This window comes from Nitrospira sp., assembly GCA_024760545.1.
Lineage (GTDB): Bacteria > Nitrospirota > Nitrospiria > Nitrospirales > Nitrospiraceae > Nitrospira_D.
Window position 1 is genome coordinate 1,203,826 of the sequence record CP060501.1, and the last position, 25,664, is coordinate 1,229,489.

At 57.7% G+C, this 25,664-nt stretch carries 25 protein-coding genes; 15 read left to right on the forward strand and 10 right to left on the reverse strand.

Features of this window, described 5'->3' with window-relative positions; genetic code table 11:
* Window positions 1–45 precede the first annotated feature (45 nt).
* Window positions 46–282: a hypothetical protein gene (locus tag H8K03_05750; GenBank protein ID UVT21415.1), complete on the forward strand. Its 237-nt coding sequence runs from the start codon at window positions 46–48 to the stop codon at window positions 280–282.
* Window positions 283–298: 16 nt separating this feature from the next.
* On the opposite strand, the gene H8K03_05755 is transcribed toward H8K03_05750, so the two are convergent.
* The 5 genes from H8K03_05755 to H8K03_05775 form a co-directional block, all read right to left on the reverse strand.
* On the reverse strand, window positions 299–745 hold the full coding sequence (locus tag H8K03_05755) for a GNAT family N-acetyltransferase (GenBank protein ID UVT21416.1): 447 nt from the start codon (window positions 743–745) through the stop codon (window positions 299–301).
* A 332-nt stretch (window positions 746–1,077) separates the two neighbouring features.
* Window positions 1,078–1,470: a nuclear transport factor 2 family protein gene (locus tag H8K03_05760; protein ID UVT21417.1), complete on the reverse strand. Its 393-nt coding sequence runs from the start codon at window positions 1,468–1,470 to the stop codon at window positions 1,078–1,080.
* Between the two features lie 1,119 nt (window positions 1,471–2,589).
* Window positions 2,590–3,243 (reverse strand): response regulator transcription factor, encoded by a 654-nt coding sequence (locus H8K03_05765; GenBank protein UVT21418.1) that lies wholly within the window; start codon window positions 3,241–3,243, stop codon window positions 2,590–2,592.
* Complete coding sequence (locus H8K03_05770) at window positions 3,240–4,697, reverse strand: PAS domain S-box protein (protein ID UVT21419.1); 1,458 nt, start codon at window positions 4,695–4,697, stop codon at window positions 3,240–3,242. The genes H8K03_05765 and H8K03_05770 overlap by 4 nt, the downstream gene beginning before the upstream one ends.
* 153 nt (window positions 4,698–4,850) lie before the next feature.
* Window positions 4,851–5,753 carry a DMT family transporter gene (locus tag H8K03_05775; protein ID UVT22382.1) on the reverse strand — a complete coding sequence of 301 codons (903 nt, stop codon included), beginning with the start codon at window positions 5,751–5,753 and terminating at the stop codon, window positions 4,851–4,853.
* A 131-nt stretch (window positions 5,754–5,884) separates the two neighbouring features.
* Between H8K03_05775 and H8K03_05780 the strand changes: the two genes are divergently transcribed.
* From H8K03_05780 to H8K03_05790, 3 genes are all read left to right on the forward strand, one after another.
* On the forward strand, window positions 5,885–6,277 hold the full coding sequence (locus tag H8K03_05780) for a hypothetical protein (protein ID UVT21420.1): 393 nt from the start codon (window positions 5,885–5,887) through the stop codon (window positions 6,275–6,277).
* 225 nt (window positions 6,278–6,502) lie between these two features.
* Window positions 6,503–6,868 carry a YciI family protein gene (locus H8K03_05785; GenBank protein ID UVT21421.1) on the forward strand — a complete coding sequence of 122 codons (366 nt, stop codon included), beginning with the start codon at window positions 6,503–6,505 and terminating at the stop codon, window positions 6,866–6,868.
* Between the two features lie 7 nt (window positions 6,869–6,875).
* Complete coding sequence (locus H8K03_05790; protein ID UVT21422.1) at window positions 6,876–8,147, forward strand: RNA polymerase sigma factor; 1,272 nt, start codon at window positions 6,876–6,878, stop codon at window positions 8,145–8,147.
* Between the two features lie 2 nt (window positions 8,148–8,149).
* Here the strand turns inward: H8K03_05790 and H8K03_05795 are convergent, their stop codons facing one another.
* Window positions 8,150–8,503 (reverse strand): hypothetical protein, encoded by a 354-nt coding sequence (locus tag H8K03_05795; GenBank protein ID UVT21423.1) that lies wholly within the window; start codon window positions 8,501–8,503, stop codon window positions 8,150–8,152.
* A gap of 261 nt (window positions 8,504–8,764) precedes the next feature.
* On the opposite strand from H8K03_05795, the gene H8K03_05800 reads away from it, so the two are divergent.
* On the forward strand, window positions 8,765–9,892 hold the full coding sequence (locus tag H8K03_05800; protein ID UVT21424.1) for an efflux RND transporter periplasmic adaptor subunit: 1,128 nt from the start codon (window positions 8,765–8,767) through the stop codon (window positions 9,890–9,892).
* A gap of 151 nt (window positions 9,893–10,043) precedes the next feature.
* Window positions 10,044–10,673: a methyltransferase domain-containing protein gene (locus H8K03_05805; protein ID UVT21425.1), complete on the forward strand. Its 630-nt coding sequence runs from the start codon at window positions 10,044–10,046 to the stop codon at window positions 10,671–10,673.
* 56 nt (window positions 10,674–10,729) lie between these two features.
* On the opposite strand, the gene H8K03_05810 is transcribed toward H8K03_05805, so the two are convergent.
* The 3 genes from H8K03_05810 to H8K03_05820 all read right to left on the reverse strand — a co-directional run bounded on the left by H8K03_05810 (window position 10,730) and on the right by H8K03_05820 (window position 13,544).
* The gene (locus tag H8K03_05810; GenBank protein UVT21426.1) at window positions 10,730–11,089 is read right to left on the reverse strand and encodes a hypothetical protein; all 360 of its coding nucleotides are present in this window, start codon (window positions 11,087–11,089) and stop codon (window positions 10,730–10,732) included.
* A gap of 99 nt (window positions 11,090–11,188) precedes the next feature.
* Window positions 11,189–11,959 carry a CBS domain-containing protein gene (locus tag H8K03_05815; GenBank protein UVT21427.1) on the reverse strand — a complete coding sequence of 257 codons (771 nt, stop codon included), beginning with the start codon at window positions 11,957–11,959 and terminating at the stop codon, window positions 11,189–11,191.
* A gap of 148 nt (window positions 11,960–12,107) precedes the next feature.
* A complete protein-coding gene (locus H8K03_05820) occupies window positions 12,108–13,544 on the reverse strand; it encodes a glutamine synthetase (protein UVT21428.1) in 1,437 nt (478 codons plus the stop codon).
* A 496-nt stretch (window positions 13,545–14,040) separates the two neighbouring features.
* Between H8K03_05820 and aceE the strand changes: the two genes are divergently transcribed.
* The 6 genes from aceE (at window position 14,041) to H8K03_05850 (ending at window position 21,953) form a co-directional block, all read left to right on the forward strand.
* Window positions 14,041–16,722 (forward strand): pyruvate dehydrogenase (acetyl-transferring), homodimeric type, encoded by a 2,682-nt coding sequence (gene aceE / locus H8K03_05825; protein UVT21429.1) that lies wholly within the window; start codon window positions 14,041–14,043, stop codon window positions 16,720–16,722.
* Window positions 16,723–16,754: 32 nt separating this feature from the next.
* Complete coding sequence (locus H8K03_05830; protein UVT21430.1) at window positions 16,755–18,092, forward strand: 2-oxo acid dehydrogenase subunit E2; 1,338 nt, start codon at window positions 16,755–16,757, stop codon at window positions 18,090–18,092.
* An 84-nt stretch (window positions 18,093–18,176) separates the two neighbouring features.
* Window positions 18,177–19,592, forward strand: a complete 1,416-nt coding sequence (gene lpdA / locus H8K03_05835; GenBank protein ID UVT21431.1) for a dihydrolipoyl dehydrogenase — start codon at window positions 18,177–18,179, stop codon at window positions 19,590–19,592.
* Between the two features lies 1 nt (window position 19,593).
* Window positions 19,594–20,313, forward strand: a complete 720-nt coding sequence (locus H8K03_05840; protein UVT21432.1) for a lipoate--protein ligase family protein — start codon at window positions 19,594–19,596, stop codon at window positions 20,311–20,313.
* Between the two features lie 60 nt (window positions 20,314–20,373).
* Window positions 20,374–20,739, forward strand: coding sequence for a YciI family protein (locus tag H8K03_05845; GenBank protein UVT21433.1), 366 nt, complete (start codon window positions 20,374–20,376; stop codon window positions 20,737–20,739).
* A 194-nt stretch (window positions 20,740–20,933) separates the two neighbouring features.
* Window positions 20,934–21,953 (forward strand): alcohol dehydrogenase catalytic domain-containing protein, encoded by a 1,020-nt coding sequence (locus H8K03_05850; GenBank protein ID UVT21434.1) that lies wholly within the window; start codon window positions 20,934–20,936, stop codon window positions 21,951–21,953.
* A gap of 114 nt (window positions 21,954–22,067) precedes the next feature.
* Here H8K03_05850 and H8K03_05855 read toward each other — a convergent pair whose 3' ends face one another.
* A complete protein-coding gene (locus H8K03_05855) occupies window positions 22,068–22,382 on the reverse strand; it encodes a helix-turn-helix transcriptional regulator (GenBank protein UVT21435.1) in 315 nt (104 codons plus the stop codon).
* Between the two features lie 152 nt (window positions 22,383–22,534).
* Between H8K03_05855 and H8K03_05860 the strand changes: the two genes are divergently transcribed.
* From H8K03_05860 to H8K03_05870, 3 genes are all read left to right on the forward strand, one after another.
* Window positions 22,535–23,284, forward strand: coding sequence for a pirin family protein (locus H8K03_05860; GenBank protein UVT21436.1), 750 nt, complete (start codon window positions 22,535–22,537; stop codon window positions 23,282–23,284).
* Window positions 23,285–23,390: 106 nt separating this feature from the next.
* Entirely contained in the window at window positions 23,391–25,001 is a 1,611-nt protein-coding gene (locus H8K03_05865) for a Na+/H+ antiporter (protein ID UVT21437.1), read from the forward strand.
* Window positions 25,002–25,092: 91 nt separating this feature from the next.
* Window positions 25,093–25,554, forward strand: a complete 462-nt coding sequence (locus H8K03_05870; GenBank protein UVT21438.1) for a DUF5069 domain-containing protein — start codon at window positions 25,093–25,095, stop codon at window positions 25,552–25,554.
* Window positions 25,555–25,664: the final 110 nt, after the last annotated feature.

The following is a 25,664-nucleotide window of genomic DNA, read 5'->3' on the forward strand; positions in this document are numbered from 1 at the left end:
CGATAGATCCGAACGGCATACTGGGCAGAGTCGAACGAGGATCAGGTGCAAGACATAAACTGCTGCGTGCCAAACTGCCTAGCGAGACCCTATGCCCCGGCCGGGACCCGATCCGTCTGCAAAGACCATTTCCTCAACTTTCTCACGTGGCGACGCCGCCGCGGGCCGCAGATGTTCCACACCTATGCAGGCATGGCAATGGAGGAACGAGACACCATTGCCACCGAATGGATGAAGACCATTCGCATGGACGAAGTACCCGTCGCTGCTCCAAAACTTTGACCATCATTGTCCTGGGCTACAGCGATAGGCCGTACTGATAGAATTTGTCCCGCTGCCACCCTAACGCCTCATAGAGCCGTCGCGCCGAAGTATTCGTGATGGCTGTCGCCAGTTCCACACGAACCGCTCCAGCAGCACGAACAGTATCGACAGCTGATTTGAGCAACAAAGTCCCGATGCCTCTTCGCCGTACATGAGATGCAACGAACATGTCGCTGAGCAGATACATCCTGGCTGCGAGGATCGATGAAAAGGTCGGGTAGAGCTGGACAAAGCCAACTGCACTCCCAGCGCGGTCTTCGGCTATGAGGACTACCGATTCATCGCGAACGAGACGATTACTCAAATATTCACGGGCGACCATAATATCCGACTGCTGCCCGTAGAACTGACGGTAGGCGTCAAATAGTGGAATGAGTTGGTCAAGTTCGTGAAGCGTGGCTCGGCGAATGGTATGGGTCATGAGCACGTTGCGATAGAATTGTCGCCTCGTTTTTGCGACGCCGACTCGTTTCTTTCTCTCCCTTTTTCTTCAGCGAACGGCCTAGTGGTTTCCTAACTGCGCGCATTGAGCCAGCACCGTCATTCCTCTTCCTTCCGCTTTCCACTGTGGCCTGGCAGAGTGCAGAGTACCGTCGCCGAAGGAGCGGGGACCCGTCGAGACTCAGCCAAGAAGGAAAGCGGAAACTGACCGAGTCCGCGAGGGAATTTCCGAAGGCTTCCGCCTGGCGGAGTCCGAACGGATCGCTCCGAAAGGCGCTGGCGCGACTGCGCTCTGCCAGGCCCACCCTCCCCTCACCCCATCACCGGCGACCCGTGATGATGAATCATCAGCCACTCGTTACCGATGAGCTCGTAGAGGTTCGTGGCTAGCACCTTGGCTTGTTGCGGTTCATCGGACTGTTGCGTCGTGAGATTCTCGACACAGATAACCCATGCCATATCACCTGCCACCTGAACCATGACATCGGTGAGTTCGAACTTCATCGAGAAGGTATTGTTGAAGATCAGCACCCAGGAATCACGCACGGCAGGCCACCCGGAACGAATGGTCCAGCCCGGGTGAATACAGGTGACATATTCTTGATGCGTCCAGACCTCGTCCATCTTCCCAATGTCAAGACTCTCAAAGGCTTCGTAGAATTTCTGGTTGGCTTTAGTGACGTCTTCGATGCGTTGTTTCAACACAGAACGCCTCTCAGTCAGCGAAGTCGTATCATACTGCAACCGGATGGAGCACGGCGAGGACATTTCTCACAGGCATCAACGCGACTGCGAGCGGGAAAATGACGAAAAATCGAACCGCATCGACGGATGGAGCTACAGTACGGGTTGTGCGCTACCGTCTGGCCAAGTCGGTACGGTACTGATGGACTGACAGAACTTTCCATGGGAAAGGAACGATGCCGCAACCACTCCGGTTCTAAGGGAGGCGTTGCGGAAGGTTAGGGTGGGGTGGATCAGCTTCAGACTTTCAGGTTTGGCACAGCTTTACTCATAGTCCGGTCATCGCTCAGGTCGCCTCTCTCAACCGATATGGCCTGGCTCAGGCAAAAACACTCCGGCGACGCCCATCAAGTCACGCGAAGGGTATACCATAGATAAATCGGTTCATAGGCATGAAATCCCTGCGGCACCTCAACGATCTCGCAGTGGGCAATCAGCTCTTTATCGCCAGCGTGCAATGACCGCCCGACTCATCCATCGGGCCATCCAATCGTTAGACACCCTTCTTCACCCTCGTTACCACAGTTTCAGTGATCTGGCTCAATGGAACTCTCTTCCACAATCCCTAAGCATGTGTCGCAGGCGCCACACAGGAAGAAGCGGCATCTATGCTCGATTGGTCTTGGGAGACTAATAAACAAGTCATGAAGCGTGGTCAGCACTCCGCCAACCATCCTTCGAAGCTCCGGTTCCGTATACCGTAGAGGAACCAGTCGCCGCCGCTGCCAGCCCCTCAGAACAAAGGTCTTCCCCGATTCTGCATAGGGCTGTTGACACACCATCACGAGCTCTCTCCCCTGGTCATCTTCAATGATAAATCCCTTTACATTCATATTTATGCCACCTTCCTTTTTCGGAGATCTCGCTGTCGGCACTTAAGGATGCTGAGTAGCTGACTGCTTCCGCAGCTACCTACTCATCAATGTGCAAAGCGATGTACCCAATCATCGGGCTACAGACTGTCAGAAGAGAGAGGATCGGCCTATCGGGGAAACCCTTAGAGAGAGGTGAAATGCCTCCTGAGAAACCCTAGCAAGTTCACGGAACGATCGTGGAAATGTGGAGGACCTGGGATGAGGACTAAGAGTAGGGCTGGATGAGCCCGACACGGATAGCAAAACGGACGAGCCCAGGCACATCGTGAATTTCGAGCCGCTCCATCAGCTGCGATCGATGGGTTTCGACCGTTTTGACGCTCAAATTGAGATAGTTGGCGATTTCTTTTGTCGTGCGGCCTTCCGCAATGAGTTGCAGGATTTCGCGCTGACGCATGCTGAGCTTGGCCAGCGGACCGGATGGCCCTTCGGACTTTCCCCGATACGCTTCGATCGCATACTTGGCAACGGCAGGAGTGAGGTATCTCTCACCTTTACCCACCGTCCTGATGGCCAACTCGAGTTCAGCCAGTTCCGCACCTTTCAATAGATAACCGGACGCACCCACCTGCAAGGCTTGCTGGAGGTACTCTTCGTTGGCATGCATCGACAGCAGAATCACCCGCGTGTTCGGGGATTCCTTGACGATCCTCGATGTGGCATCAAGCCCGTTTAATCCCGGCATCGCAATGTCCATGAGTACGAGATCGGGAGCATCCGTTTGCACGGATTTGACAGCTTCCCATCCATCTCCCACATCCGAGATGACTTCGAGGCCGTTGATTTTTTGCAGGAGAGCCCGCATCCCGGCTCTCACCAACGCATGATCTTCCACCAGAAGCACCCGGAGGCAACTCATGGTGACATCACCTCAACCTGTCCATGCTGATTAGCCTGATCGTGCTGGGCGAGCGGGAAACAGAGTTGGAGTCTGGTCCCATGATCGGGCGTTGACGAAATCGCCAAGGTGCCACCCGCCAATCGCACACGCTCTTCCATGCCGAGCAACCCCATGCTTTCCCCTCCACGGGCACGTTGCCGCGCCAACATCACGTCAAATCCTACCCCGTCGTCTTGGATAATGAGGATGACTTCTTGATCTTGCCGACGCAGCGTAAGGTCGATGGTCCTCGCTCTCGCATACTTCGAGATATTGGTCATCGCCTCCTGCACGACTCGAAAACAGGCGACTTCCAGGGGAACCGGGACCCGCCCGACCATTCCTTCAACGGAGAAAGCAAGAACCCATCCATTACGCTCTGCCTGCCGGTTCGCATACCATCGAAGCGCGGGAACCAAGCCCAAATCATCGAGGAGTGACGGTCGTAGATCCAGCGCCAAGGTCCGCACTTGAGTCAACAGCCGGTCCAGCAACTGAAGACTATCCGTGAGAGAACCTGAACGGACCTCTCCGGGCCCACGACTCTGGATTTCCTGCAGATCGATTTTCAGTGCAGTGAGCAACTGTCCGATTTCGTCGTGCAGGTCACGTGCGAGCCGGCTTCGCTCCTCCTCCTGCACCTGCATAAGCCGGCTGGAAAGTTCCCGCAGGGAATGGTTGGCATTGCTCAATTCGAAGGTTCGCTCATGAACTCGTATCTCCATTGAGGCATGCGCTTGTTGGAGGAGTGTCTCCGCCCGCTTCCGCTCGCTGATATCCCGAATGACTTTCGACACACCCACAAACTGACCGACTGTGTCCTTGAGCGGCGATAATGTCACCGACACATCGATACGGCGGCCATCCTTGGTCAACCGGACTGCATCATAGGTATGAATATTCTGGGCTCCCCGCACTGAGGCCAGCAACCGGACTTTGTCCTGATGAAGATCGGCTGGAACAAGTGTCAGAATCGAACGACCGATCATCTCGCTGGCGGTATATCCGAAGATACCCTCGGCACCTGCATTCCATGTGGTCACGAATCCATCGGGTGTGACACTGAGGATGGCATCACTGCTGCTCTCCACGATAGCCCCCAGCCGCCTGGTTGCGTCGTCGAGTTTTGCCCTTCTCGCTCGCGCCACCAGCCCCGCCGTAATCCAGAGGAGAGCCATGCCCAAAACACGATTGAAGGTCGCGATGTCTTGCGGGATCCCCGGAGGAGACAACGTGTATCCAATTTGCAGGAGTACGGTCCCGATGCCCGCGACAATGTAGGGAGCACTCGGCCATTCGATCCAGAGCGCCAACAGCACAGCGAAAGCATCCCCAACAACCCACGCCGCATACCCCCATGGCATGAACATGTCGACAAGGAAGGTCCCGACGAGGATTAGCGGAATCAGGACTCGGGCGTAGTTAGTGCTCATCACCGTCCGTGACGTGAAGAAACACGACCATCTGCCATTCGACGACTACTAGACCACGAAGCAACAGAAGATCCCGCGTCGCCAGGAACCGTATCATACCTTAATTGATGGACCAGGATCGAGACCGAGAGTGATGAGATCAATGTAAGGGTTTTAGCTGTTTAGCTCGGCTGTTTGACGATTGACGACATAAACACCGGCCAGGATGAGGCCAATACCGATAAATTCAATCAAACCCACTGATTCTTTTAAGATTAGCGCGGACAGCCCCACTGCCGCGACGGGGGTCAGATTGCCCAGAACCGAGGCTCGAGAGGGACCGATACCCTTGACACCGAACAGCCAGGCCTGCTGCGCCACGGCCGTGGCAAAGACAATAAGATACCCCAATGCGAGCCAGTCGGACGTCGTCACCGAACCGAGACCGGCAGTCATCATTTTTTGATCTGCCCATAGCAGTGGGATCTGCAAGACTGTCGCGACCATCAACGTGGTCCAATTCACGGTCAACGCCGAAATCCGTTCCATGATAGTGCGGCTGCCGATACTATAGAGCGCCCAACTCACGACCCCAAGAAAGACCAACGTACTCCCCAGTAGCGGTCGCTCGCCGGCCGCTTGGAAACCTGCCACGGAAACCAATCCGACACCCGCGAAGGAGAGCAGTGCGCCGGCCCAGAGCGCCCGCAACGGTACATCCCGAATCAACATAGCCGAGAGCAGAGCGGTGACGACCGGGCTCGACCCGATGATCACTCCACCGACCGCGCCACTGACGTAGTTCAACCCCATGAGAATGAGCAGATGATTTCCCAACACGCCAAGACCTAAAAGGCCGAGTAAGCCGATGTCGCCGCGGCTTATCTTGATCGCGCCGCCTTCTTTCGCCCACCACGTTGCCAGCAGAATGGCCAATCCTCCGATATCGCGTAGAACCGAGGCTTCGACCGCCGAAAACGACCCCAAAGCCATCTTCTGCGCCACGATCGAACCGCCCCACAGAACCGCCGCAAGGACAACGGACCCATAGGCCATGGAGGTGGATGGCTGACTCATGGCCTCTGGGATACCGTCGTTCCCGCTCGCCGTCAAGCAGTATTCCTCGCTCAAGACATTTTCTTGACGGCGTTTACAATTCTGCGTAGCCTTCGTCCTACACATAAGGCCGGTTACAAAGGAGGTATTTCATGATCCGGAAGCAGGCTCTCCGCGGATGTTTGGCAATAGCAGCAAGCGCATCTCTCCTCTTTGCAGGCTGCACGACAGCTCTTGTCCATGATGACGTCAAATACCCGCAAACCGGTGTCCATTGCTCAGGCTCTCAGGGTGTCGACGACTCTTCCATCGCCGTGTTGCCCGTCCCCCTGGTCGCATTTTTTGTTCCTCACGCGAACCTTCATGAGATCAAGGCCGATGATTACCTGAAGCGCTGTGGAGACCCGACCAAGTTGATCAACCGCAAGGTAGAGGTCAACCGCACAGCTTGCATCCCGGCGGGATTGACGCGCATCATCACCCTCGGTATCTGGCAATGGTGTCCGGCCAATGTGTCGTGGGGAGCAGATGTAAAGGCTTCGTGAACGAAGAGGCGTACCGCCGTTTCCACCGCGGTACGCCCTTCACCACCGAATTCGAACCTGCATACTCTCCGTCTATCTCTCCCGCTCAAGACGAGTTATCGTAGACCTTCTCTCGATGGAGGGACTATTGGGTCTACGGCGAGTGCCTTGTCGATTTCTTGTTGCTTCGACGACTATCAGATAAGTGGTCATTCCACCATTTCTAACCATCATGAGGAGCCTCCTATGAAATACCTCTGTCTCGTCTACGTTGAAGAGAAGATCCTCAACGCCCTGCCGAAGCCCGAACGGCAAGCGCTCTCGGACGAATCGATCGCCTATTGTGGGGAATTGCAGAAGCTCGGCCGGTTTATCGCCGCCTCCCCACTCCATCCGGTGGAAACTGCGACGACGATCCGAGTCCGCGAGGGAAAGACCTCGACCACCGATGGACCATTTGCCGAAACCAAGGAGCAGCTGGGTGGGTTCTTCATGATCGACGTGAAGGATCTGAACGATGCCCTCCGCGCCGCCTCGAAAATCCCGGCCGCCCGCATCGGCAGCATTGAAGTGCGACCAATGCGCGAGCTGGAACACGGCTGCGCCGACTGAAATCGCCATGAGTGACGATCGTAGCAAGCGGGCACAGGCGAGGGTCGATGAAGTGTATCGATCTGACTCCCGCCAAGTCCTGGCAACTTTGATCCGCTTGCTAGGCGATTTTGACGCAGCGGAGGAGGCGCTCCATGAAGCCTTTGCCGCGGCGATGGAACAATGGCCGCGTGACGGGGTCCCGGGCAACCCCCGAGCCTGGCTTGTCTCCACCGGCCGCTTCAAGGCGATCGATGGCATGCGACGGCGCGCCCGTTACGACGCATCTCTGAATGAAATGGCCAAACAGATCGAGACCGCGACCGGCGATCCACTGGAGCAGGAGGACGAACATATCGAAGACGACCGTCTCCGGCTGATCTTCACCTGCTGCCACCCTGCTCTCAAACCGGAAGCACAGATGGCGTTGACGCTCCGCGAGGTCTGCGGCCTCACGACCGAAGAAATCGCGCGGGCCTTTCTCTCTACCCCGTCCACCCTGGCCCAGCGGATCGTCCGCGCCAAGGCGAAGATCCGCGATGCGCGCATCCCCTATGAAGTGCCGCCACCGTCAGATTTTCCTGACCGACTGGATATGGTGCTGCATGTCGTCTATCTCGTCTTCAACGAGGGGTACTCGGCTTCGTTCGGTCCCTCACTGACACGGGCCGATCTCTCCGGTGAAGCGATTCGCCTTGGCCGGCTCCTTTTGCAACTGTTACCTGAACCGGAAGTCATGGGCCTCCTGGCTCTGATGCTGTTGCACGAATCGCGACGCACCGCACGCACATCGACAACAGGAGATCTCGTGCTGCTGGAACAACAGGATCGGTCATTATGGAATCGTGGTCACATTCAAGAAGGTGTGACACTGATCGAACGAGCGCTGGTCTCACGGCGCTTTGGGCCATATACGCTGCAGGCAGCGATTGCCGCGGTCCATGCCGAGGCACCCGGCACCATTGAAACGGATTGGGCTCAAATCGTCGCGCTCTACGACCTCTTGCTGAGAGTGGAGCCGTCGCCGATCGTCGAGCTCAATCGAGCAGTGGCGGTCGCTATGCGTGATGGGCCGGAGAACGGCTTGGAGTTGGTCGATGAACTCCTGGCCCGTGGCGAGTTGGCGAACTATCACCTGGCACACGCTGCACGGGCCGATCTCTGCCGACGACTGGGAAAGAACGCGGAGTCCCGTGCCTCGTACGAAAAGGCTCTCGCTCTCACCAAACAGGAACCGGAACGACGGTTCTTGGAGAAGCGCTTGGCCGAGTTGGGCGTGAAGAGTACAGAGCAGAAATAGCGTTAACAGGGGATATCAATCACCGGATCACAGAAGAGAGGGCCGACCGTCGGGGGTCGCATGAATGGAGTCGTCGGATCACGCATGCCCGATGCAACTCCTCCGCTTCTGCCACGAACAACGTTCGAACTGCTGCGCAACTCTGAAGTTGCCGAGCGGTTGTTGGTCGATGGCGTAATGAGTTTCGCCGAAACGCCACTTGTTGGCGCGACGAGTGGTTGGAGTTGGGAAATCACGGCTGGGGTCTGTGGCTGAACGGAAGGGGTGGTGGAATCAACCTGGGCGAATCCCGTCGACCATCCGCTCAACATACCGACAACACTTACAACAATGAGTACCGTCAACAGCTGAGGCATCGGCGGACCTCGCCGAAAATTTTCATGAGTCTATTTCATACTCTATCTAAGCACTGTCACCATTGTGCGATACCTGGTTAATCCCCTAGGTCGATATATACTCGATTCAATCTTCAATCAGCCTTCATCATGCCAGACTGGAAGTCAGGGGTCAGAGAGAAAGAAGCGCCAGGAACGCTATAAATCTGGTAACATCATCGGACCTGCCCACGCTCATTAAACTAGAGAACGTTTTGGTTGGGAGGCTTTTAGCGATTTATCGTGAATAAAAACAATTGGATCGGATCAGTTCTCCTCGTCACCGTGGTGATCCTCATCGGGGTCGGTCTAGCAGCCTGGAAGTACGAATCATTCCAGAGCGAGCAGGCCGGTTCGGCCAATCAGCCTGAGCCAATGGAGGCGGTGACGATCGCTGTGGCACACGCCATCGACCACCGCCAGGCCACCACGTCGATCGGAACGGTCCTCGCATTGCGTTCGATCACGCTGAAGAACGAATTGGCCGGAACGGTTCGGGAAGTCCGACTGACGCCCGGGCAGATCGTCGAAGCGGGCACACTGTTGGTCGCGCTGGATGTCTCGGTCGAGGAGGCTGAACTTCGGGCGCAAGAGGCCCAAGCCGCACTCACGAAGACGGTCCTCAATCGCAGGCAAAACCTCAGCCATGAACTCGCCACGACCCAAGAAGAAGTAGATCGCGCGCGCGCAGACCTGGATATCGCACAGGCCCAGATCGCGCGCACTAAGGCGATCATCGCCCGCAAGACTATCCGTGCCCCATTCCGGGCGCGTGTCGGCATGGCGGATGTGCATCCCGGTCAATACCTGGATGAAGGAACACTTCTGACAACCCTTCAGGGCGTTGGTGAAGCGGTGCACGTCGACTTCACGGTTGCGCAACAGGTGGCAACGGGTTTACGCGTCGGCGAGACCGTCGAAGTATTCGCGGCCGGTGATTCCCCCGTCATCCAGGCGAAGATCGTCGCCCTCGACTCACGAGTCGATCCGACGACTCGGAACGCGTTGGTGCGCGCCAGAATTGAGGGGATCCGAAGTATCCCCGCGCCCGGAGCCTCGGTACGCGTTCGAATCCCGGTCGGCCCCGCACGGAACCTCGTGGCCATCCCGGTCAGCGCGCTCCGCAAGGGGCCGGGAGGAGACCAGGTGTTCATCATCGCACCAGATAAAGATGGCCGGACAAGAGTCCATGCCCGCCACGTCGAAAGCGGACCGATGATCGGCGACGAGATCGTCATCTATACCGGCGTGACTCCCGGCGAGCGGGTCGCCGCTTTGGGCTCCTTTAAGCTCCGCGATGGGATCCTGGTTGCGATCGCGGACACCGCTGCGAATCCGCCCCAAGAGCATCGCGAGGCGGAGAAACCGTAAACGGATCACGATGCGCTAGGACACAACCAGGCCATTGTTCACGGACCTGTTTATCAAGCATCCTATGCCGTCAAACGTCGTATGAACATCTTCTTTCATGAAGTATCGGCGTCAGTCGATGTCGAAAACAATTCCAGGAAAGGATAATGACATGAACCAAATAGTCCCCTACAAACGATTTGGAGTACTGCTGGTCGCAGTTCTCTGTCTGGCCGGTTGCGCCGAGTCAACGTATCAGCGTCTGAATGATCCCTCTCGGGACGCGTGGCAGAAGCCGCAAGGAGTGGTTGAAAAACTGTCAATCGCCCCCGGGTCACGGGTTGCAGACTTAGGCGCCGGCGGAGGCTATTTCACGTGGCATCTAGCCAAAGCGGTCGGCGCACGAGGAACCGTTTACGCCGTTGAAGTCAACGAGACGGCACTGAACATGATCTTCAAGGAAATGGTCGCCCGAGGGACTCCAAACGTGCGGCCGGTCCGAGCCGAACCCCACGATCCCAGACTTCCCGAGCCTGTCGACCTGGTATTCAGTTGCGATACGTACCATCAGATGGAAGATCGAGTGGCCTATTTTCGTTCCCTTGGGTCGTCGCTGAAGCCCGGGGGGCGAGTGGCAATTCTCGACTTTCATCCCCGCGGACTCGTCGCCGGTCTGTTCGGCCACAGAACCGCAAAAGAAGATGTTCGACTCGAAATGGAAGCAGCCGGCTACCGGCTCTTGAACGACTACAACCTACTGGAGCAGCAGCATTTCCAGGTGTTCGCGAAGCACGAAGGGTGAGATCCGGTTACTCTCGGTGGGCGGCAGGGACAGAGGTTTTGTCTGAGCAAACCTTCCTACGTTTCCATCATTTCCAACCGAGCATCAAACTCATGTCCGCAAGCCATGCACCGGATGCAATCCGACTCAACCGTAAATTCGTCGGAACGAATCCCCATGCCGCCGCAATCTGGGCACCGGGCGAGGTGAACTTTCTGATCGTCCACCATCTCGTATTGCACGCCACGAAGGCAATACACCGGTTTTCCGTCAAGCTGCCATGACCGGCCGGCATTGTCGATGACCGGTAAGACGAGGTAATGATGGTTCACGTAGTCCTCCATCTCGCGGCGACTCGCGAAGCCGTCTTTGATCAGTTTGCCGGACACTGCACCGTACAGCCCTCCGTCTTTTACGATCACTTTGGTCGGTCCCATCAGTCCACCTCCCGGCAAAAATCATAGTGAGTGTAGAGGCACCCCAAAAACCTGTGCCCTCGATCTCGTTGCACTTCAGATACAGCGAGTCCCATTTTGTTAGACGACACCGGAGTAGTATCGCAGAATATTGGAGACCGAGATGATGCCGATAATCTGTCCGTCTTGCGTGACGGCGAGGTGCCGGGTGGCCTGCTCCTTCATAAGCCGCACGGCATCGATGATCGGACGATCGCCTGCAATGGCCACCACCGGTTTGCGCATGCACGCTTTGGCCTGTGCGGTATTCGCGTTGACGCCGTTGGCGACCACTTCACGCGCAAGAATCGAATCCGTGATGAACCCCACGTACGATTGGTCGTCGGTCAGAAGCAGCGAGCCCACTTTCCATTTCTGCATCATCTGTCCCGCCTCCCGCAGGCTGGCTTCTTGCGAGAGACTCTGGATCTCGGGAGTCATGTGCTCCACCACTTGGGGTCCGATCAGGGTCCGCCGACTGGCCTTCACTCCTTTCGGTTCGGTCACGCGGCGGGCTTCCAATTCCGAGACGCAGCTTTCCAACACCCGGCTCCGCTGGAGCATGCTGTATCGTTGACCGTCCATACCGGCGCTTTCCGGTGCTTCGTCCGTCATGTTCACAAGGCCAGCCGCCTCACCCAGTTCAGCATATTCATAGGCATTGAGGAGATCGGAGGTCTGGCCAAGGAGATCGCCGATCAATCGCTCCGTGTCCAGATCGAACTCTTCCAAATTACGGGTCGGTGTGCCCCTGCCCAGAAACGTGGCCAGTTCAGCCAGCTGTTTGCGCATGCGTTCGATACTGCGATCAAGCGAGATCCGTTGTTTTGTGGAAGCGGTGCGTGTGGTCATGGCACCTCCGCTACTAATAAGATGGGGGAGGGGATCATACCTCCATCGGAATCTGCGAAGCAAGCCGATCGAGCTTGTGTCGTTTCACGGCGCGTGCGGACCTCTGCGGGAAAGCGAGACGGGAGAGCCCATGATGCCTCGACGTCGGCTAGAACTGATTCCAGAGCATTTGATTTGTGACTTCGTGGTGAAAGAGAACTTCCGAAGCCTTCACAATTGTGCCAAGTTCTTTCGGAGAACGATCCGCCACTAGCTGCTTGAAGCTAGAATATTTCTGCTTGCTATCCTCGCCGAGGATATCGGTGATAAATTTCGACTCATTAAAGAGCGCGATCGCGTCATTGATATTACTCGGAAGGAATCGAGCGCGGTCGCCGGCTGTCTGTTCCTTTTCCAAGCGCTCTCCTTCGAAACCGGTCTTAAGCATCGTGTACAGTACAAGGTAGGGGTTCGCATCGGGAGCGACCGAACGCAGTTCGATGCGCGCCGTTTTTTCATTGGCCATTGGAATGCGGATCATGGAGCCACGGTCGATCGCTGAAACCTTGACCTGGTTCGGTGCTTCAAAGTGCGGATCGAGACGGCGATACGCATTGACCGACGAGTTAAACACGAGGCAGATCTCCGGTGCATGGTTCAAGAGTTTGAGAATGAAGTCCCATGCCACATCGGACAGCCCATCCTTCCCCTTCGCGTCGTAGAAGATATTCTTGCCGTTCTTGCTCAAGGAAAAGTTGGTGTGCATGCCGGACCCATTGATCCCGACGAATGGTTTCGGAAGGAACGTGGCTGTGTGCCCCATGGATCGAGCCACTTGGCGGCAGATCAACTTGTAGAGCTGCACGTGATCTGCCGCGCGAACAACGTCGGCATAGGAAAAGTTCATCTCGAACTGTGACGGCGCGACCTCCGGATGATCTTTTTCGTTCTTGAAGCCCAGTGCGCGCTGCGCCTCCGCCGACTTATCAATAAACTGGCGGAGCGTGTCCATCGGGAGCGAGTGATAGTACCCACCCGTTGAGATAAGTTTGAACCCATTCTCGCGGTACCGTTGTTCGGCGTTCTGCCCTTCCACAAGAAAGCCTTCTATTTCACTGGCAGCATATGCCGTAATGCCCTTCTTCTTGAGATTCTCCGTGTACGATTTCAGCATACCGCGGAAGTCACTGCGATACGGCGTCCGATCGCTGTTCAATACAGACGCAAAGAAGATCACCTTCCCGGCTCCAATCACATCGGCCGGAAGGTAGCGGATGGATGACCAGTCGACGGCAAGACGGAGGTCCGACTCATGTTGTGGCGTAAACCCGCGAATGGACGACCCGTCAAAGGTAAGATTGCCCAACGACTCCAGTAAGAACTTCTTGTCGTAGTCGAGCATGTGGAGACGCCCCTCGATGTCTGAGAAACACAACGTCACGGCCTTGATGTGCTTCTCCTTTTTGAGCCAGGCCGTATATTCCCGCTCGAGCTCTCTTGCGCTGGCCTTCTTGGCGCGATCGGCCGCCTTGAGATTCATTTCTTCGAGCTCGTCATACGGGATCTCGAGAAAACTCTTAAGCTCCGCGGTGATATTTGTATCCATCGTTCACCTCTGGTTTTTTGCGCGAAAGGGTAGACTTGGCTCCTCATCAAAAAACAGCGATGCAGTAAGGCTTCTTGGACTGACCAACACCCTTTCGTAAGTTCGCCAAGAAAAAGCAACCCAGTAGAGGTTCAGTCTGTCATACCTTCTTGAGGCACGCAATATCGGCCGTAAAGAGTCCGCTTAGATTACATTCTTCCAAGCTACACCCTTGCCGTAAGTACGAAGACGCTCTGCTCGTCGATTTCGACTTATCAATACAGCTATCCTTATGCCACGGGAAGCATGCCATAAAATATCTACTGCTGGCTCACCACCACGAAGACCTGTTCAATAGAATCCCAAAGACAAACGAAAAGGAGATGTCGGCGGAACCGGCCACTTGGAGAGGGACCGCTGGTAATATGAAAAATCCGATGACCCTGAGATTGGAAGCGACTCGAAAGCCGACGATAAGGTAGGATGTAATGCACCACATGACTTACTGAAGGCGCGCATGAGCGACGACGACCGCATACCTCGACCGCAAGTCGACACCGATCCCCAGGAAACGCGAGAGTGGCTGGACTCCCTCGACTACGTGCTCGAGCAGCACGGCGTCGAGCGGGCAACATATCTCTTCGAACGACTCCGTGACCGGCTGGGCGAACGGGGTGCGCAGGTTTCCGCCGCGGTCAACACGCCGTACATCAATACGATCCCCGCATCGCAGGAGCCACCCTACCCGGGCAAGCTCGAACTCGAACGCCGCCTCCGCAGTGTGATTCGTTGGAATGCGATGGCCATGGTCGTGAAGGCCAACAAGGAGCGACCGGGGATCGGCGGACACATTTCCACTTATGCGTCGGCCGCGACCCTATACGAGGTCGCCTTTCATCATTTTCTGCACGGCAAAGACGCGCCCCAGGGTGGGGACATCGTCTACTTCCAAGGCCACGCCGTGCCCGGCATCTACGCGCGCAGCTTCGTCGAGGGCCGCCTCTCTGAGGAAGCACTGCTCCGCTTCCGAACCGAAGTGACCGCAGGGGGACGAGGCTTATCCTCGTATCCGCATCCCTGGCTCATGCCGGACTACTGGGAAATTCCAACCGTGTCGATGGGCTTGGCGCCGATCATGTCGATCTACCAAGCGCGCTTCAACCGCTACCTGCAAGACCGCGGCCTGAAGGACACAAGCCTGAAGCGTGTGTGGGCCTTCATCGGTGACGGCGAGACCGACGAACCGGAAAGTCTCGGTGCCCTCACCCTTGCGTCACGCGAGCGTCTCGACAATCTTATTTGGGTGGTGAACTGCAATCTCCAGCGTCTCGACGGCCCGGTGCGCGGCAACGGCAAGATCATTCAAGAACTGGAAGCGATCTTCCGCGGCGCGGGCTGGCATGTGATCAAAGTCATCTGGGGCAGCAGCTGGGACCCGTTGTTGGCGCAGGATGATGAAGGCCTCCTGGTGAAGCGCATGGGAGAAGTCGTAGACGGATGGTACCAAAAATACACCGTCGAAGGCGGCGCCTTCGCACGCAAGCATTTTTTCGGCGAGGACCCTCGGCTGCTTAAGATGGTGGAGAGCTATTCTGACGAACAAATTCATAAGATGCTGCGGGGCGGTCACGATCCGCGGAAACTCTACGCGGCCTACAAGGCCGCGGTGGAGCACCGCGACCAACCGACAGTCATCCTGGCCAAGACGATTAAGGGCTACGGCCTGGGTGAAGCGGGCGAAGGGCGCAACATCACTCATCAACAGAAGAAGATGAACGAGCGGGAACTGCGCGAGTTCCGAACAAGGTTCAGCGTCCCGGTTCCCGACGAGCAACTGACTGCGATGCCGTTCTACCGGCCTCCGGCCGGAAGTCCCGAGGCGGCCTATCTCGTCGAGCGGATCAAGGCGATGGGTGGTTCCATCCCTGAGCGGAGGGTGAAGGTCGAGTCCCTCGACACACCCGAACTCGAGCAGTTCAAGGAGTTCCTCGAAGGATCGGGTGAGCGTTCAGTCTCCACCACGATGGGGTTCGCCCGCATGCTGGGCCGTTTACTCGGCATCAAGGGGTTCGGACAACACCTCGTACCGATCATTCCCGATGAGGCGCGCACGTTCGGACTCGAAGCGCTCTTCAGACAATACGGTATCTATTCACACATCGGGCAACTCTATGAGCCGGTCGACAAGAGCTCCCTCCTCTATTACCTCGAGGCGACCGACGGGCAAATACTTGAGGAAGGCATCACCGAAGCGGGCGCGATGTCCTCCTACATCGCCGCGGGAACTTCCTACGCGACGCATGGGGTGAACACGATTCCCTTCTACATTTTCTATTCGATGTTCGGCTTTCAACGGGTCGGCGATTTAATATGGGCCGCCTCCGACATGCGCACCCGCGGCTTTCTGCTGGGTGCCACGGCGGGCCGCACGACATTGGAGGGCGAGGGCCTGCAACATCAGGACGGGCACAGCCACCTCTTCGCCGGCGCCTATCCGACGATCGCTTCCTACGACCCGGCCTTTATGTTTGAGCTTGCGGTCATTCTCCAGGACGGCATGAAGCGCATGTACCGGGACCAGGAGGAATGCTCCTACTACATCACTCTCTATAACGAATCCTATAAGATGCCCGCCATGCCGGCTGGCGCAGAAGAAGGGATTCGCGAAGGCATGTACCGCTTCCGTCCGGCACCCGAGCGTGCGAAACACCGGACGCATTTGTTGGCCAGCGGCGCGCTGGTCAACGAAACGTCACGGGCGCAAGATCTTCTTCTGCGATACGGTGTAGCCGCTGATCTGTGGAGCGTAACGAGTTACAACACGTTGCGCACTCGTGCGATGGAGGCTGAGCGCTGGAACATGCTGCATCCGCAAGAGTCACCGCGCATGAGTTATCTCCACAAGACGGCGCAGGCACTCGACGGCCCTTGTGTGGCCGTGAGCGACTATGTGCGCATGGTACCCCAACAAATTGCACCCTGGATTCCCGGAGGCCTGCTCGTCTTGGGTACAGACGGCTTTGGCCGGAGCGACAGCCGCAAAGCGTTGCGCCGGTTCTTCGAAATCGACGCCGAGCATGTGACCGTGGCGACGCTCTATGCCTTGTTTCGTCGGAAAATCATCGATGCGCACCTAGTCACGCAGGCAGCGCGGGATCTTGGAGTCTCAGCTGATGAAGAAGCTCCCTGGCGCCGGTAACCAGACCCGCGCCCACCTGTGAAGGATATGCCATGAATGTGGAACTACCGTTTCTTGCGGAAGGCGTCGAAGGCGGTGACGTCGTCCAGCTCTTGGTGCACGAGGGCGATCAAGTGACCGAAGGACAAGCGCTGATCGAGCTCGAGACCGAAAAAGCGACAGTGCCGGTGCCGGCACCGGCAGCCGGGAAAGTGGTTCGTCTGCTTGTCCGGCAGGGTGATCACGTGAAGGTCGGACAAGCGCTTCTTGAACTCGACGGTGCAGATCACGTAGCGAAACCGGCCGAGAATCAGGAGCCGGAAAGACCGGCCGTCCCCCCTATTTCCCACCCGCCGCCAGCCGTCGAAGCGTCGGATGTGAGACCCGTCGAGCGACCGAAAGAGCCGAACGCCTCGCCGTCCGAAGCGCCGGTGGACATGGAGCAGCCGACCGCAGTGCAGGCTCCATCCGCACCACCATCGGCGGGTTCGTCGTCCAGCGGCTCCGCAGTTCCTGCATCCCCGTCAGTACGCCGGCTCGCACGCGAATTGGGAGTGGATCTCGTACAGGTAAAAGGCTCCGAAAGCGGAGGCCGGATCACCGCCGAAGACATCAAATTGTTCGTACGGCAACGAAACAGCCGTGGCAGCGCACAAGCTGAAAAAGACCGTGTCCTCATGACGATGTACGGACATGAGCGCCGAGAAACACTGCCGTCAATCCGGCGTACGATTGCGGCCAACATGACACAAGCCTGGACGACCATCCCACATGTCCATCAATTTCAGGATGCCGACATTACGGATCTGATGACGCTCCATAAACGATACGCGCCCGAATTCAAGAAGAAGGGCGCCACACTCACGCTGACCAGCCTCGTCCTCAAAGCGGTGGTCCATGCGCTCAAGCAATATCCGCAATTGAATGCGTCGCTCGACCTCACGAATGGTGAAGTGATTTTCAAGGATTACTACAATATCGGCGTAGCAGTGGATACACCGGCAGGGTTGATTGTACCGGTGATACACCACGCGGATCAGAAAGATCTTCTGCAACTCTCCCTTGAACTTGCCGATCTTGCCGAGCGCACCCGCAAACGTGAAGTGAAACTGGAAGAGCTGCGCGGCGCAACCTTCACAGTGAGCAACATGGGCGGGATCGGCGCCGGTCCGTTCACGCCCATCATTTATCCGCCTCAGGTCGGTATTTTAGGCCTGGGCCGGGCCCGCATGACGCCCGTGTATCGTGACGGCCAATTCGTACCGCGCCGGGTCCTGCAACTGTGCGTGGCCTACGACCACCGGCTGGTGGATGGAACCGTCGGTGCGCGCTTTACCAACGAGATCGTCAAAGTGCTGGAAGACTTTCAAGCGATGTTCCTCGGGCTTTAGTGGCTGAACCATATCTCGTGAAGCGTCGCTCGTGCACATCGGAATCCAGCGAGATACAATCGACAAGATAGCTGGGAGGAATCGATGGCAGAATCCAACTATGACGTTGCAGTGATCGGCGCAGGGCCCGGCGGCTACGCGGCGGCCTTTCAAGCATCTGATCTCGGATTGCGCACGGCATTGATTGAGCAGGACCCGCAGTTGGGCGGCACCTGTCTGTTGCGGGGATGTATTCCGTCGAAAGCGTTGCTGCACGCTGCCCGTCTCCTCACCGATGCGGAGGAAGCGGACGCGTGGGGCATCCACTTCGACAAGCCGCGCCTGGACCTCGCAGCGTTACGCGGACGTTTGCAGTCGATCGTCGGCAAACTCAGCAAAGGCGTGCAGACCTTGGCAAACACTCGCAAGGTAGACGTCATTCAAGGCAAAGCTTCGTTCAAAAACTCGAAGACACTACTGCTGTCCGGCCCGGATGGGACGCGCGATCTGTCGTTCGCCCATGCCATCCTCGCCACCGGCTCGCAGCCGGCTATTCCCACATCCCTCAGGCTCGACGATCCGCGTGTAATGGATTCCACCGGCATGCTCGGCGTGCCGGATGTCCCCGCCCGTCTGCTGGTCGTCGGAGGAGGCTACATCGGGTTAGAGTTGGGAACCTTCTACCAAGCGCTCGGATCGGCCGTGACGATCGTCGAAACGCTGCCGCGTCTCTTGGCCGGCACCGATCCGGATCTCGTGCGGCCGCTGCAACAACGTATGCATCGCCGCTTCAAAGCGATCAGGCTGAACACCACGGTCGAGAAGCTGGAGACGCGAGATGAGGGAGTGGCTGCGACCTTGACGGGTTCCGAGGGAATGAGCACCGAGATCTTCGATCGCGTGCTCATTGCCGTGGGACGAAAACCGAATACGCAACAACTTGGGCTCGAACGGACAAGGATCGAGATCTCACCGAAGGGTTTCGTGCAGGTCGATCGGCAGATGCGCACGGCCGAGCCGACCATCTTCGCGATCGGCGACGTGGCGGGAGAGCCGATGCTCGCCCACAAAGCGACGCATGAAGGGCTGATCGCCGCCAGAGTGATTGCCGGCCGCCAGGCAGCCTTTGATGCCGCCGCGATTCCGGCCGTCGTCTTCACCGATCCAGAAATCGCTTGGTGCGGGCTTACGGAAGAAGGGGCGAAAGCGGCCGGGCAAGCGGTGAAGATCGCGCGGTTTCCCTGGGCGGCAAGCGGCCGCGCCGCGACGCTGGGCAGGACGGAAGGACTCACGAAGCTTATCCTCGATCCTGAATCCGGCCGTGTGCTCGGAGTTGGGCTCTGCGGTGTCGGCGCGGGAGAGCTCATTTCAGAGGGCGTCCTGGCCATTGAGATGGGGGCGCTCGCCGAAGATCTCGCCGCCTCGATTCATCCGCATCCGACGTTGAGCGAGACGGTCATGGAGGCGGCTGAATCGTTCCACGGATCGCCGACACATCTCTTCATTCCCAAACGGTCCTAGCATGCGTGCGCTCCGTTTGCTCGATCTAACCCTCCCCTTTCCCGTTGAGAATCTTGCGCTCGATGAGGCCTTACTGGATGAACTGGATGAGCGGGGCGGGGATCCCGTGCTCCGGTTTTGGGAGAGCAGCCGTCACTTTGTTGTGCTGGGTCGCGCCTCTCGATTAATCGACGAGGTTGACCTAGCCGCCTGCCAAGGGGACGGCATCCCTATCTTGCGGCGCGCGAGCGGCGGGGGGACTGTTTTGCAGGGACCGGGATGCCTCTCGTATGCCTTCGTGCTGCCGCTCGATCTGCATCCTGAGCTCGCGACTATTCGCACCACGAATCGATTCATTCTGGAACGGATCGCCACCGTACTGCGTCGATGGGAGCCTGCCACGACATTCCGAGGCATCAGCGACCTCGCCATCGGCGGGATGAAAATTTCCGGCAACGCGCAACGGCGAACGAGGAAAGCGCTGCTCTTTCATGGCACCATCCTGTATGACATGCACGCGGATCTCATCGCACGATATCTAAAGCAGCCTCTGCGACAACCGGACTACCGTTCGGATCGATCCCATGGCACATTCCTTCGGACGATCAACGTTCCGTCGAACACCATCAAGCAGGCCATTGCCGCTGCCTGGGACGCGGAGTCGACAGGCGACTTGTGGCCCTCCGCCCGCATGCCGCACACCATCGCGGCCGTCCTTGCGCGAAGTCCGGAAGAATCATAGAGCGATCCAGGCAATACACGAAACTGTCGAGACGGCCATTTCTGTCACCGGAGGTATCCCATGAAATTTCTGCTCCTGGTTCACCACAATGAAACCATGTTCAACAGGATCCCCGAAGACACACGGAAGGACATGCTCGCGGAATCAATCCAGCTCTGCCACCAACTCCACGACAAGGCGCAGTACGTCCATGCCTCACCGTTACAACCAGAGGCCACCGCAGCGGTCGTGCAGGTGCGCGACGGCAAACAGATGGTGACTGACGGGCCGTTCATGGAAACGAAAGAGCAGCTCGCCGGATATTTTCTCATTACGGCTGACGACTTGGATTCGGCCGTTCGTATCGCCACGCAAATACCCGGAGCGCGTATCGGTACGGTCGAGGTGCGGCCGGTCAGAGAGATCTCGGGTCTGCCGAATGAATAGCCACACAATAGAGCCTATTGATAGTGGCACGGCTGGCATCCAATCTTGAGCCACGATCATCGATCGGTCATACTCACTTAACACGCATACGGGTCGGCATGCAGACGTCTCTACCCAGATTCAGTCGATCTCTTGCAATGCTCCGACTCGATCGGAGCTCGCTCCCATTTGAACGTTGAGATAGGAGGTACATCATGGCTCGGATGCAAGCGGTACAAGCGAGTAAACCCGGCGGTGAGTGGGAGGTCGTCGAGCGCGAGGTTCCGGAACCCGGTCCAGGGCAGGTTCGAATCAAGGTTGAGGCTTGCGGGGTTTGCCATAGCGACATGTTTGTAAAAGAAGGCTACTGGCCGGGACTTCAATATCCCCGCATTCCCGGCCATGAGGTCGCGGGACGGATCGACAAGGCCGGACCAAACGTCACGGGGTGGAAACAAGGGCGACGGGTCGGAGTCGGATGGCATGGCGGGCACTGCGGCCGTTGCGAATCATGCCGCGGCGGCGATTTCATTCTCTGCCGTTTCGGGCAGGTCTGTGGCATCAGCTACGACGGAGGATGGGCCGACTACCTCGTCGTGCCGGTGGAAGCTGTGGCGCTCTTGCCGGATGAACTGGCGGCGGAGGAGGCCGCCCCACTGCTCTGCGCCGGCATTACCACGTTTAACAGCCTCCGGAACAGTGGAGCGCGAGCCGGTGACCTCGTCGCTGTGCAGGGGATCGGAGGACTGGGACACTTGGGAGTGCAGTATGCAGCCAAGATGGGATTTATGACAGTCGCCATCGGCCGAGGGAAAGACAAGGAACCTCTGGCGAAAAGACTGGGAGCCGGGCATTACATCGATGCGGCCTCGGCCAATCCAGCCGAAGCACTGCAACAACTGGGTGGAGCAAGGGTCATCCTGGCCACAGCTCCTGACGGCAAAGGGATCTCGGCACTATTGGAGGGGTTGAGCCCCAGCGGCACGTTGTTGGTCGTGGCAGCCCCAGGCGACCCCATTACGGTCAACGCCGCCACGCTGATCCTGAAGCGCACCTCCATCCAAGGTTGGCCCTCCGGCACGGCCAAAGATTCCGAGGATACGTTGCGCTTCAGCACACACGCTGGAGTGCGCCCCATGATCCAATGCTACCCACTGGCCCGGGCAGGTGAGGCCTATCAGCAGATGATGAGGAGCGAGGTGCGGTTCCGTGCTGTCCTCACTATGAATGCGTAACGCTTGCAGGATGTCTGGCCGAAGCGTTCCGCTTCGGCCAGACGCGCGCCCGATTTATAGACTGCTCAATACCACGATCATGATGCAGTACAAGATGACCGTCCCGCCGTCGGCTTATTCGGGAGGTCTGTGATCAACTCCCCATTGGTGCATGGCCTCTACGACGGGTTTGAGACTTAAACCCATGGGCGTGATCGAGTACTCGACTTTGGGAGGAACTTGGGCGTAGACGGTCCGTGTTACGATGCCATCCCGCTCCATGTCCCTGAGCTGTTGCGTCAATACCTTCTGCGTAATTCCGGTGAGCGCCCGTTGCAGCTCGGAAAAGCGTTTGACGCCCCGGAAGAGGTACCACAGAATGACGATCTTCCACCGGCCGCCGATGAGTTCGACCGTCGATTCCGCCGGGCATGTCCGTTTCTTGGCCATCGGCTCTCCATTACACCGCTCGGTATCCAGTTGGTGCCTGCCGCACCGAATGGTGCCGTCTTGTTTTGGTCGCGATCCGTCTTATACAGAATCGGGTGTGACGAACCAAGATCAAAGTGGCGATGCAGGGATCGCCGGAAAGGAGCGGGGCCATGATCAGAGATACGCGGGCGACGAAGACAGCGGTGAAAATCCGTCGCGGACAGGAACGCTTCCATACTCAAGCAGGCTGGTTGGATTCTCGGCACAGCTTTAGTTTCTCGCATCATTACGATCCGACCAACACGCACCATGGCTTGCTGTTGGTGCACAACGATGATGTGGTCAAGCCGAACACCGGGTTCCGTACTCATCCCCATCGAGACATGGAGATCGTGACCTGGGTTCTGGACGGAGAACTGGAGCATAAGGACTCGGAAGGTCACAGCGGGATCATCTATCCGGGGTTGGCCCAGCGGATGAGCGCCGGAACCGGAATTTGGCACTCCGAGATGAATCCGCAAGGCGAGAAGGACGTCCACTTCATCCAAATGTGGGTGCCACCTGATCAGGAGAGTATAAAGCCTGGCTATGAGCAGCTCGACATCAACGGACAGTTGAACAAAGGAGGGCTCGTTCCAATCGCCTCCGGACGAGGGCACCAAGCCGCCATTTCGATCAGACAGAAAGGAGCCGTGCTGTGGGGCGGAAAGCTTAGGCCCGGAGAGGCAGCGCAGGTTCCCGATGCCCCGTACATTCATCTGTTTGTGACAAAGGGCTCTGCGGAACTGGAAGGCGCAGGGCATTTGGAAGCCGGCGATGAAGCGCGGCTCACCGCAGCCGGAGCCAGACGGCTGACAGCCGGGAAGACTCATGGAGCGGAAATCTTGATCTGGGAGACTGATCGGGCGCTAGAGGTGTGACCACAGGACTCTCGAATGAGGGCTACGGCGGTTGCACTGACTGTGTGTGCCCAAGGCACTATGCCGGAGACGGGAACGCAGGCCGCTGTCTTTAAGGAGCACCGCGATGGGAGGGTTGCATCAAATTGAGACTATCATTCTCCTACTGACGGCGGTCCTAGCGCTGACGACGGCTGCGCATAAGCTCCTGATTCCGTATCCGATTCTGCTCGTCATCGGCGGTTTGATACTGGGTTTGATACCGGGTCTTCCGGCCGTCCACCTGGATCCCGATCTTGTATTCTTGGTCTTCCTGCCGCCAATCCTCTGGGCGGCCGCTTATTTTACGTCCCTTCGTGAATTTCGAAACAATATCCGCCCGATCTCAATGCTTGCGGTCGGCTTGGTGTTGGCGACGACAGCGGCGGTCGCCGCCGTGGCTCACGTCGCGTTGCCGGGAATAGGCTGGGCGGAAGCTATAGCCCTGGGAGCCATTGTTTCGCCCCCGGATGCAGTCTCGGCAACGGCCATCGCCAAGCGTTTGGGCATCCCCAACCGCCTCGTGACGATTTTGGAAGGCGAAAGCCTGGTGAATGATGCAACCGCGCTGATCCTCTACCGGACCGCCGTTGCGGCAGCGGCAAGCGGAACATTCATCCTTCGCGACACGCTTCTCCAGTTCGTGTTGGCCGGACTCGGTGGCATTCTCGTCGGTCTGGCGGTCGGTCTGATGGCGCGATTGGTCCTTAGACAATTGACGACCGACAGCCTCACCGAAATTGCCGTCACACTGTTGGCCCCCTACATAGCTTGGGTGATGGCCGAACAAGTGCACTCCTCCGCTGTATTGGCCTGCGTCGCTGGCGGGCTGTATCTGCGGCAGCATTTTAGCGCGGACGTAGCGCCAATCACCCGCATTCAAGGACGGGCCGTTTGGGAACTGCTGGTGTTCATCTTGAACGGCGTCATCTTTATTCTTATCGGGCTTCAACTGAGAACGCTGAGCGAGACAATCCCAGCCGATCAGTTTGCACCCCTCGCCTTTACCGGGGTGGTGATCAGCGTCACCGTGATCGTGGTTCGTCTGCTCTGGGTTCCCTTGGGAGCCATCGTGCCGCGACTCGTCAGCCCGTCGCTTCGCCGTCGCGATCCCATGCCGCCATGGCCACATCTGCTGATCGTAGGATGGACCGGGATGCGTGGAATCGTTACGTTGGCGGCCGCTCTTGCATTGCCCGTGACCACAACCGCCGGAACTTCCTTCCCGTACCGAGCGGAAATCATCTTACTCAGCTTCTCGGTGATTCTTGCCACGCTCGTTCTGCAAGGTCTCTCCCTTGCCCCCTTGATCCGCGCCTTGAAACTGGAAGAAGACCGGAGTCTCGAACATGAGGAAATGGGGGCACGCGCGCACGCCGCTAAAGCCGCATTGACTCGTTTGGAGACATTCGCCGATGATGATCGAGTCATGCCGGATCACCTTGACCGGTTGCACACACATTATCAGCAACGGCTTCAACGCTATGAGCCGACCGGTCCGGTTGATTCCGATTGCACCAACGAAGTGGCTGAGGCGTTTCGACTGCTCCGGCATGAAACCATAAGCGCCGAACGACTCGCGTTGATCAAGCTGCGCAATGATGGCACCATCAGCGACGAGGTGCTGCACCGATTGGAACATGAGCTCGATGTAGAATCGGTCCGCCTGGGCTTGGGAGATCGGCGCTTTGCCGGCTGATGCGCCGGAACCCTTGGGTTTGACATGAGGTTGTCTCACGCCGAAATGAGAATGTTACCCGGCTGCCAGGAACAGAGAAAGGAGAATGTTGATGAGGACCGATCTTGAGAAAGTAAAGGCGCTGGCCAAAGATCTTCGCAAAGGCTATCCCCGCAGTCCGCGCGAAAAGCTCGGCGGCTACGTGATCGCGGCCCGTTCCGTCGACAAGTGCCGGGCGTTCTTGCTGGGCATGAACGGCGAATACAACTATTGGCCCTGCTCATTGGCCGGACAGTGGTTTGCGTTCACCGGCATCACGCCGGAGCAGCTCAAAGACGTCGTCGCGACAGGAGCCGCAGATAGCGAACTGGCCGACTGGATCGGCAAGCACTCCAAAGTGCAGAATCCCGATGACGTTCTGAAATGGAACAACAAGATGCGCGACATGCGGCTCAGCGAGATGACGCTCCAGGCGCAAGAGTATTTGGAGGACTACATCCCCAAGTTTGTCCCCAGCCATCGCCCTGTCTATGTCTGGTTCGATGTATACGACTTGGAAGAAAAGCGGATGTAAACGAACGGTGGCCGCGGGTTGACGATCAACGACCTACCGGCGCTCTGTCCGGAGTTGACCTGGAGCCAGGTCTTCCTTACCATACCGGCGGCTATTTTGAGTATCCCGGT

Bases quoted from the DNA above. Each gene is read 5' to 3' on its own strand.
- H8K03_05785 (UVT21421.1), top strand. From the start codon at position 6,503: ATGAAATACCTCTGTCTCGTCTACGTTGAAGAGAAGATCCTCAACGCC.
- H8K03_05820 (UVT21428.1), bottom strand. From the start codon at position 13,544: ATGGATACAAATATCACCGCGGAGCTTAAGAGTTTTCTCGAGATCCCG.
- H8K03_05815 (UVT21427.1), bottom strand. From the start codon at position 11,959: ATGACCACACGCACCGCTTCCACAAAACAACGGATCTCGCTTGATCGC.
- H8K03_05850 (UVT21434.1), top strand. From the start codon at position 20,934: ATGGCTCGGATGCAAGCGGTACAAGCGAGTAAACCCGGCGGTGAGTGG.
- H8K03_05810 (UVT21426.1), bottom strand. From the start codon at position 11,089: ATGGGACCGACCAAAGTGATCGTAAAAGACGGAGGGCTGTACGGTGCA.
- H8K03_05780 (UVT21420.1), top strand. From the start codon at position 5,885: ATGATCCGGAAGCAGGCTCTCCGCGGATGTTTGGCAATAGCAGCAAGC.
- H8K03_05830 (UVT21430.1), top strand. From the start codon at position 16,755: ATGAATGTGGAACTACCGTTTCTTGCGGAAGGCGTCGAAGGCGGTGAC.
- H8K03_05755 (UVT21416.1), bottom strand. From the start codon at position 745: ATGACCCATACCATTCGCCGAGCCACGCTTCACGAACTTGACCAACTC.
- H8K03_05765 (UVT21418.1), bottom strand. From the start codon at position 3,243: ATGAGTTGCCTCCGGGTGCTTCTGGTGGAAGATCATGCGTTGGTGAGA.
- H8K03_05845 (UVT21433.1), top strand. From the start codon at position 20,374: ATGAAATTTCTGCTCCTGGTTCACCACAATGAAACCATGTTCAACAGG.
- lpdA (UVT21431.1), top strand. From the start codon at position 18,177: ATGGCAGAATCCAACTATGACGTTGCAGTGATCGGCGCAGGGCCCGGC.
- H8K03_05775 (UVT22382.1), bottom strand. From the start codon at position 5,753: ATGAGTCAGCCATCCACCTCCATGGCCTATGGGTCCGTTGTCCTTGCG.
- aceE (UVT21429.1), top strand. From the start codon at position 14,041: ATGAGCGACGACGACCGCATACCTCGACCGCAAGTCGACACCGATCCC.
- H8K03_05855 (UVT21435.1), bottom strand. From the start codon at position 22,382: ATGGCCAAGAAACGGACATGCCCGGCGGAATCGACGGTCGAACTCATC.
- H8K03_05795 (UVT21423.1), bottom strand. From the start codon at position 8,503: ATGCCTCAGCTGTTGACGGTACTCATTGTTGTAAGTGTTGTCGGTATG.
- H8K03_05790 (UVT21422.1), top strand. From the start codon at position 6,876: ATGAGTGACGATCGTAGCAAGCGGGCACAGGCGAGGGTCGATGAAGTG.
- H8K03_05865 (UVT21437.1), top strand. From the start codon at position 23,391: ATGGGAGGGTTGCATCAAATTGAGACTATCATTCTCCTACTGACGGCG.
- H8K03_05860 (UVT21436.1), top strand. From the start codon at position 22,535: ATGATCAGAGATACGCGGGCGACGAAGACAGCGGTGAAAATCCGTCGC.
- H8K03_05770 (UVT21419.1), bottom strand. From the start codon at position 4,697: ATGAGCACTAACTACGCCCGAGTCCTGATTCCGCTAATCCTCGTCGGG.
- H8K03_05870 (UVT21438.1), top strand. From the start codon at position 25,093: ATGAGGACCGATCTTGAGAAAGTAAAGGCGCTGGCCAAAGATCTTCGC.
- H8K03_05840 (UVT21432.1), top strand. From the start codon at position 19,594: ATGCGTGCGCTCCGTTTGCTCGATCTAACCCTCCCCTTTCCCGTTGAG.
- H8K03_05805 (UVT21425.1), top strand. From the start codon at position 10,044: ATGAACCAAATAGTCCCCTACAAACGATTTGGAGTACTGCTGGTCGCA.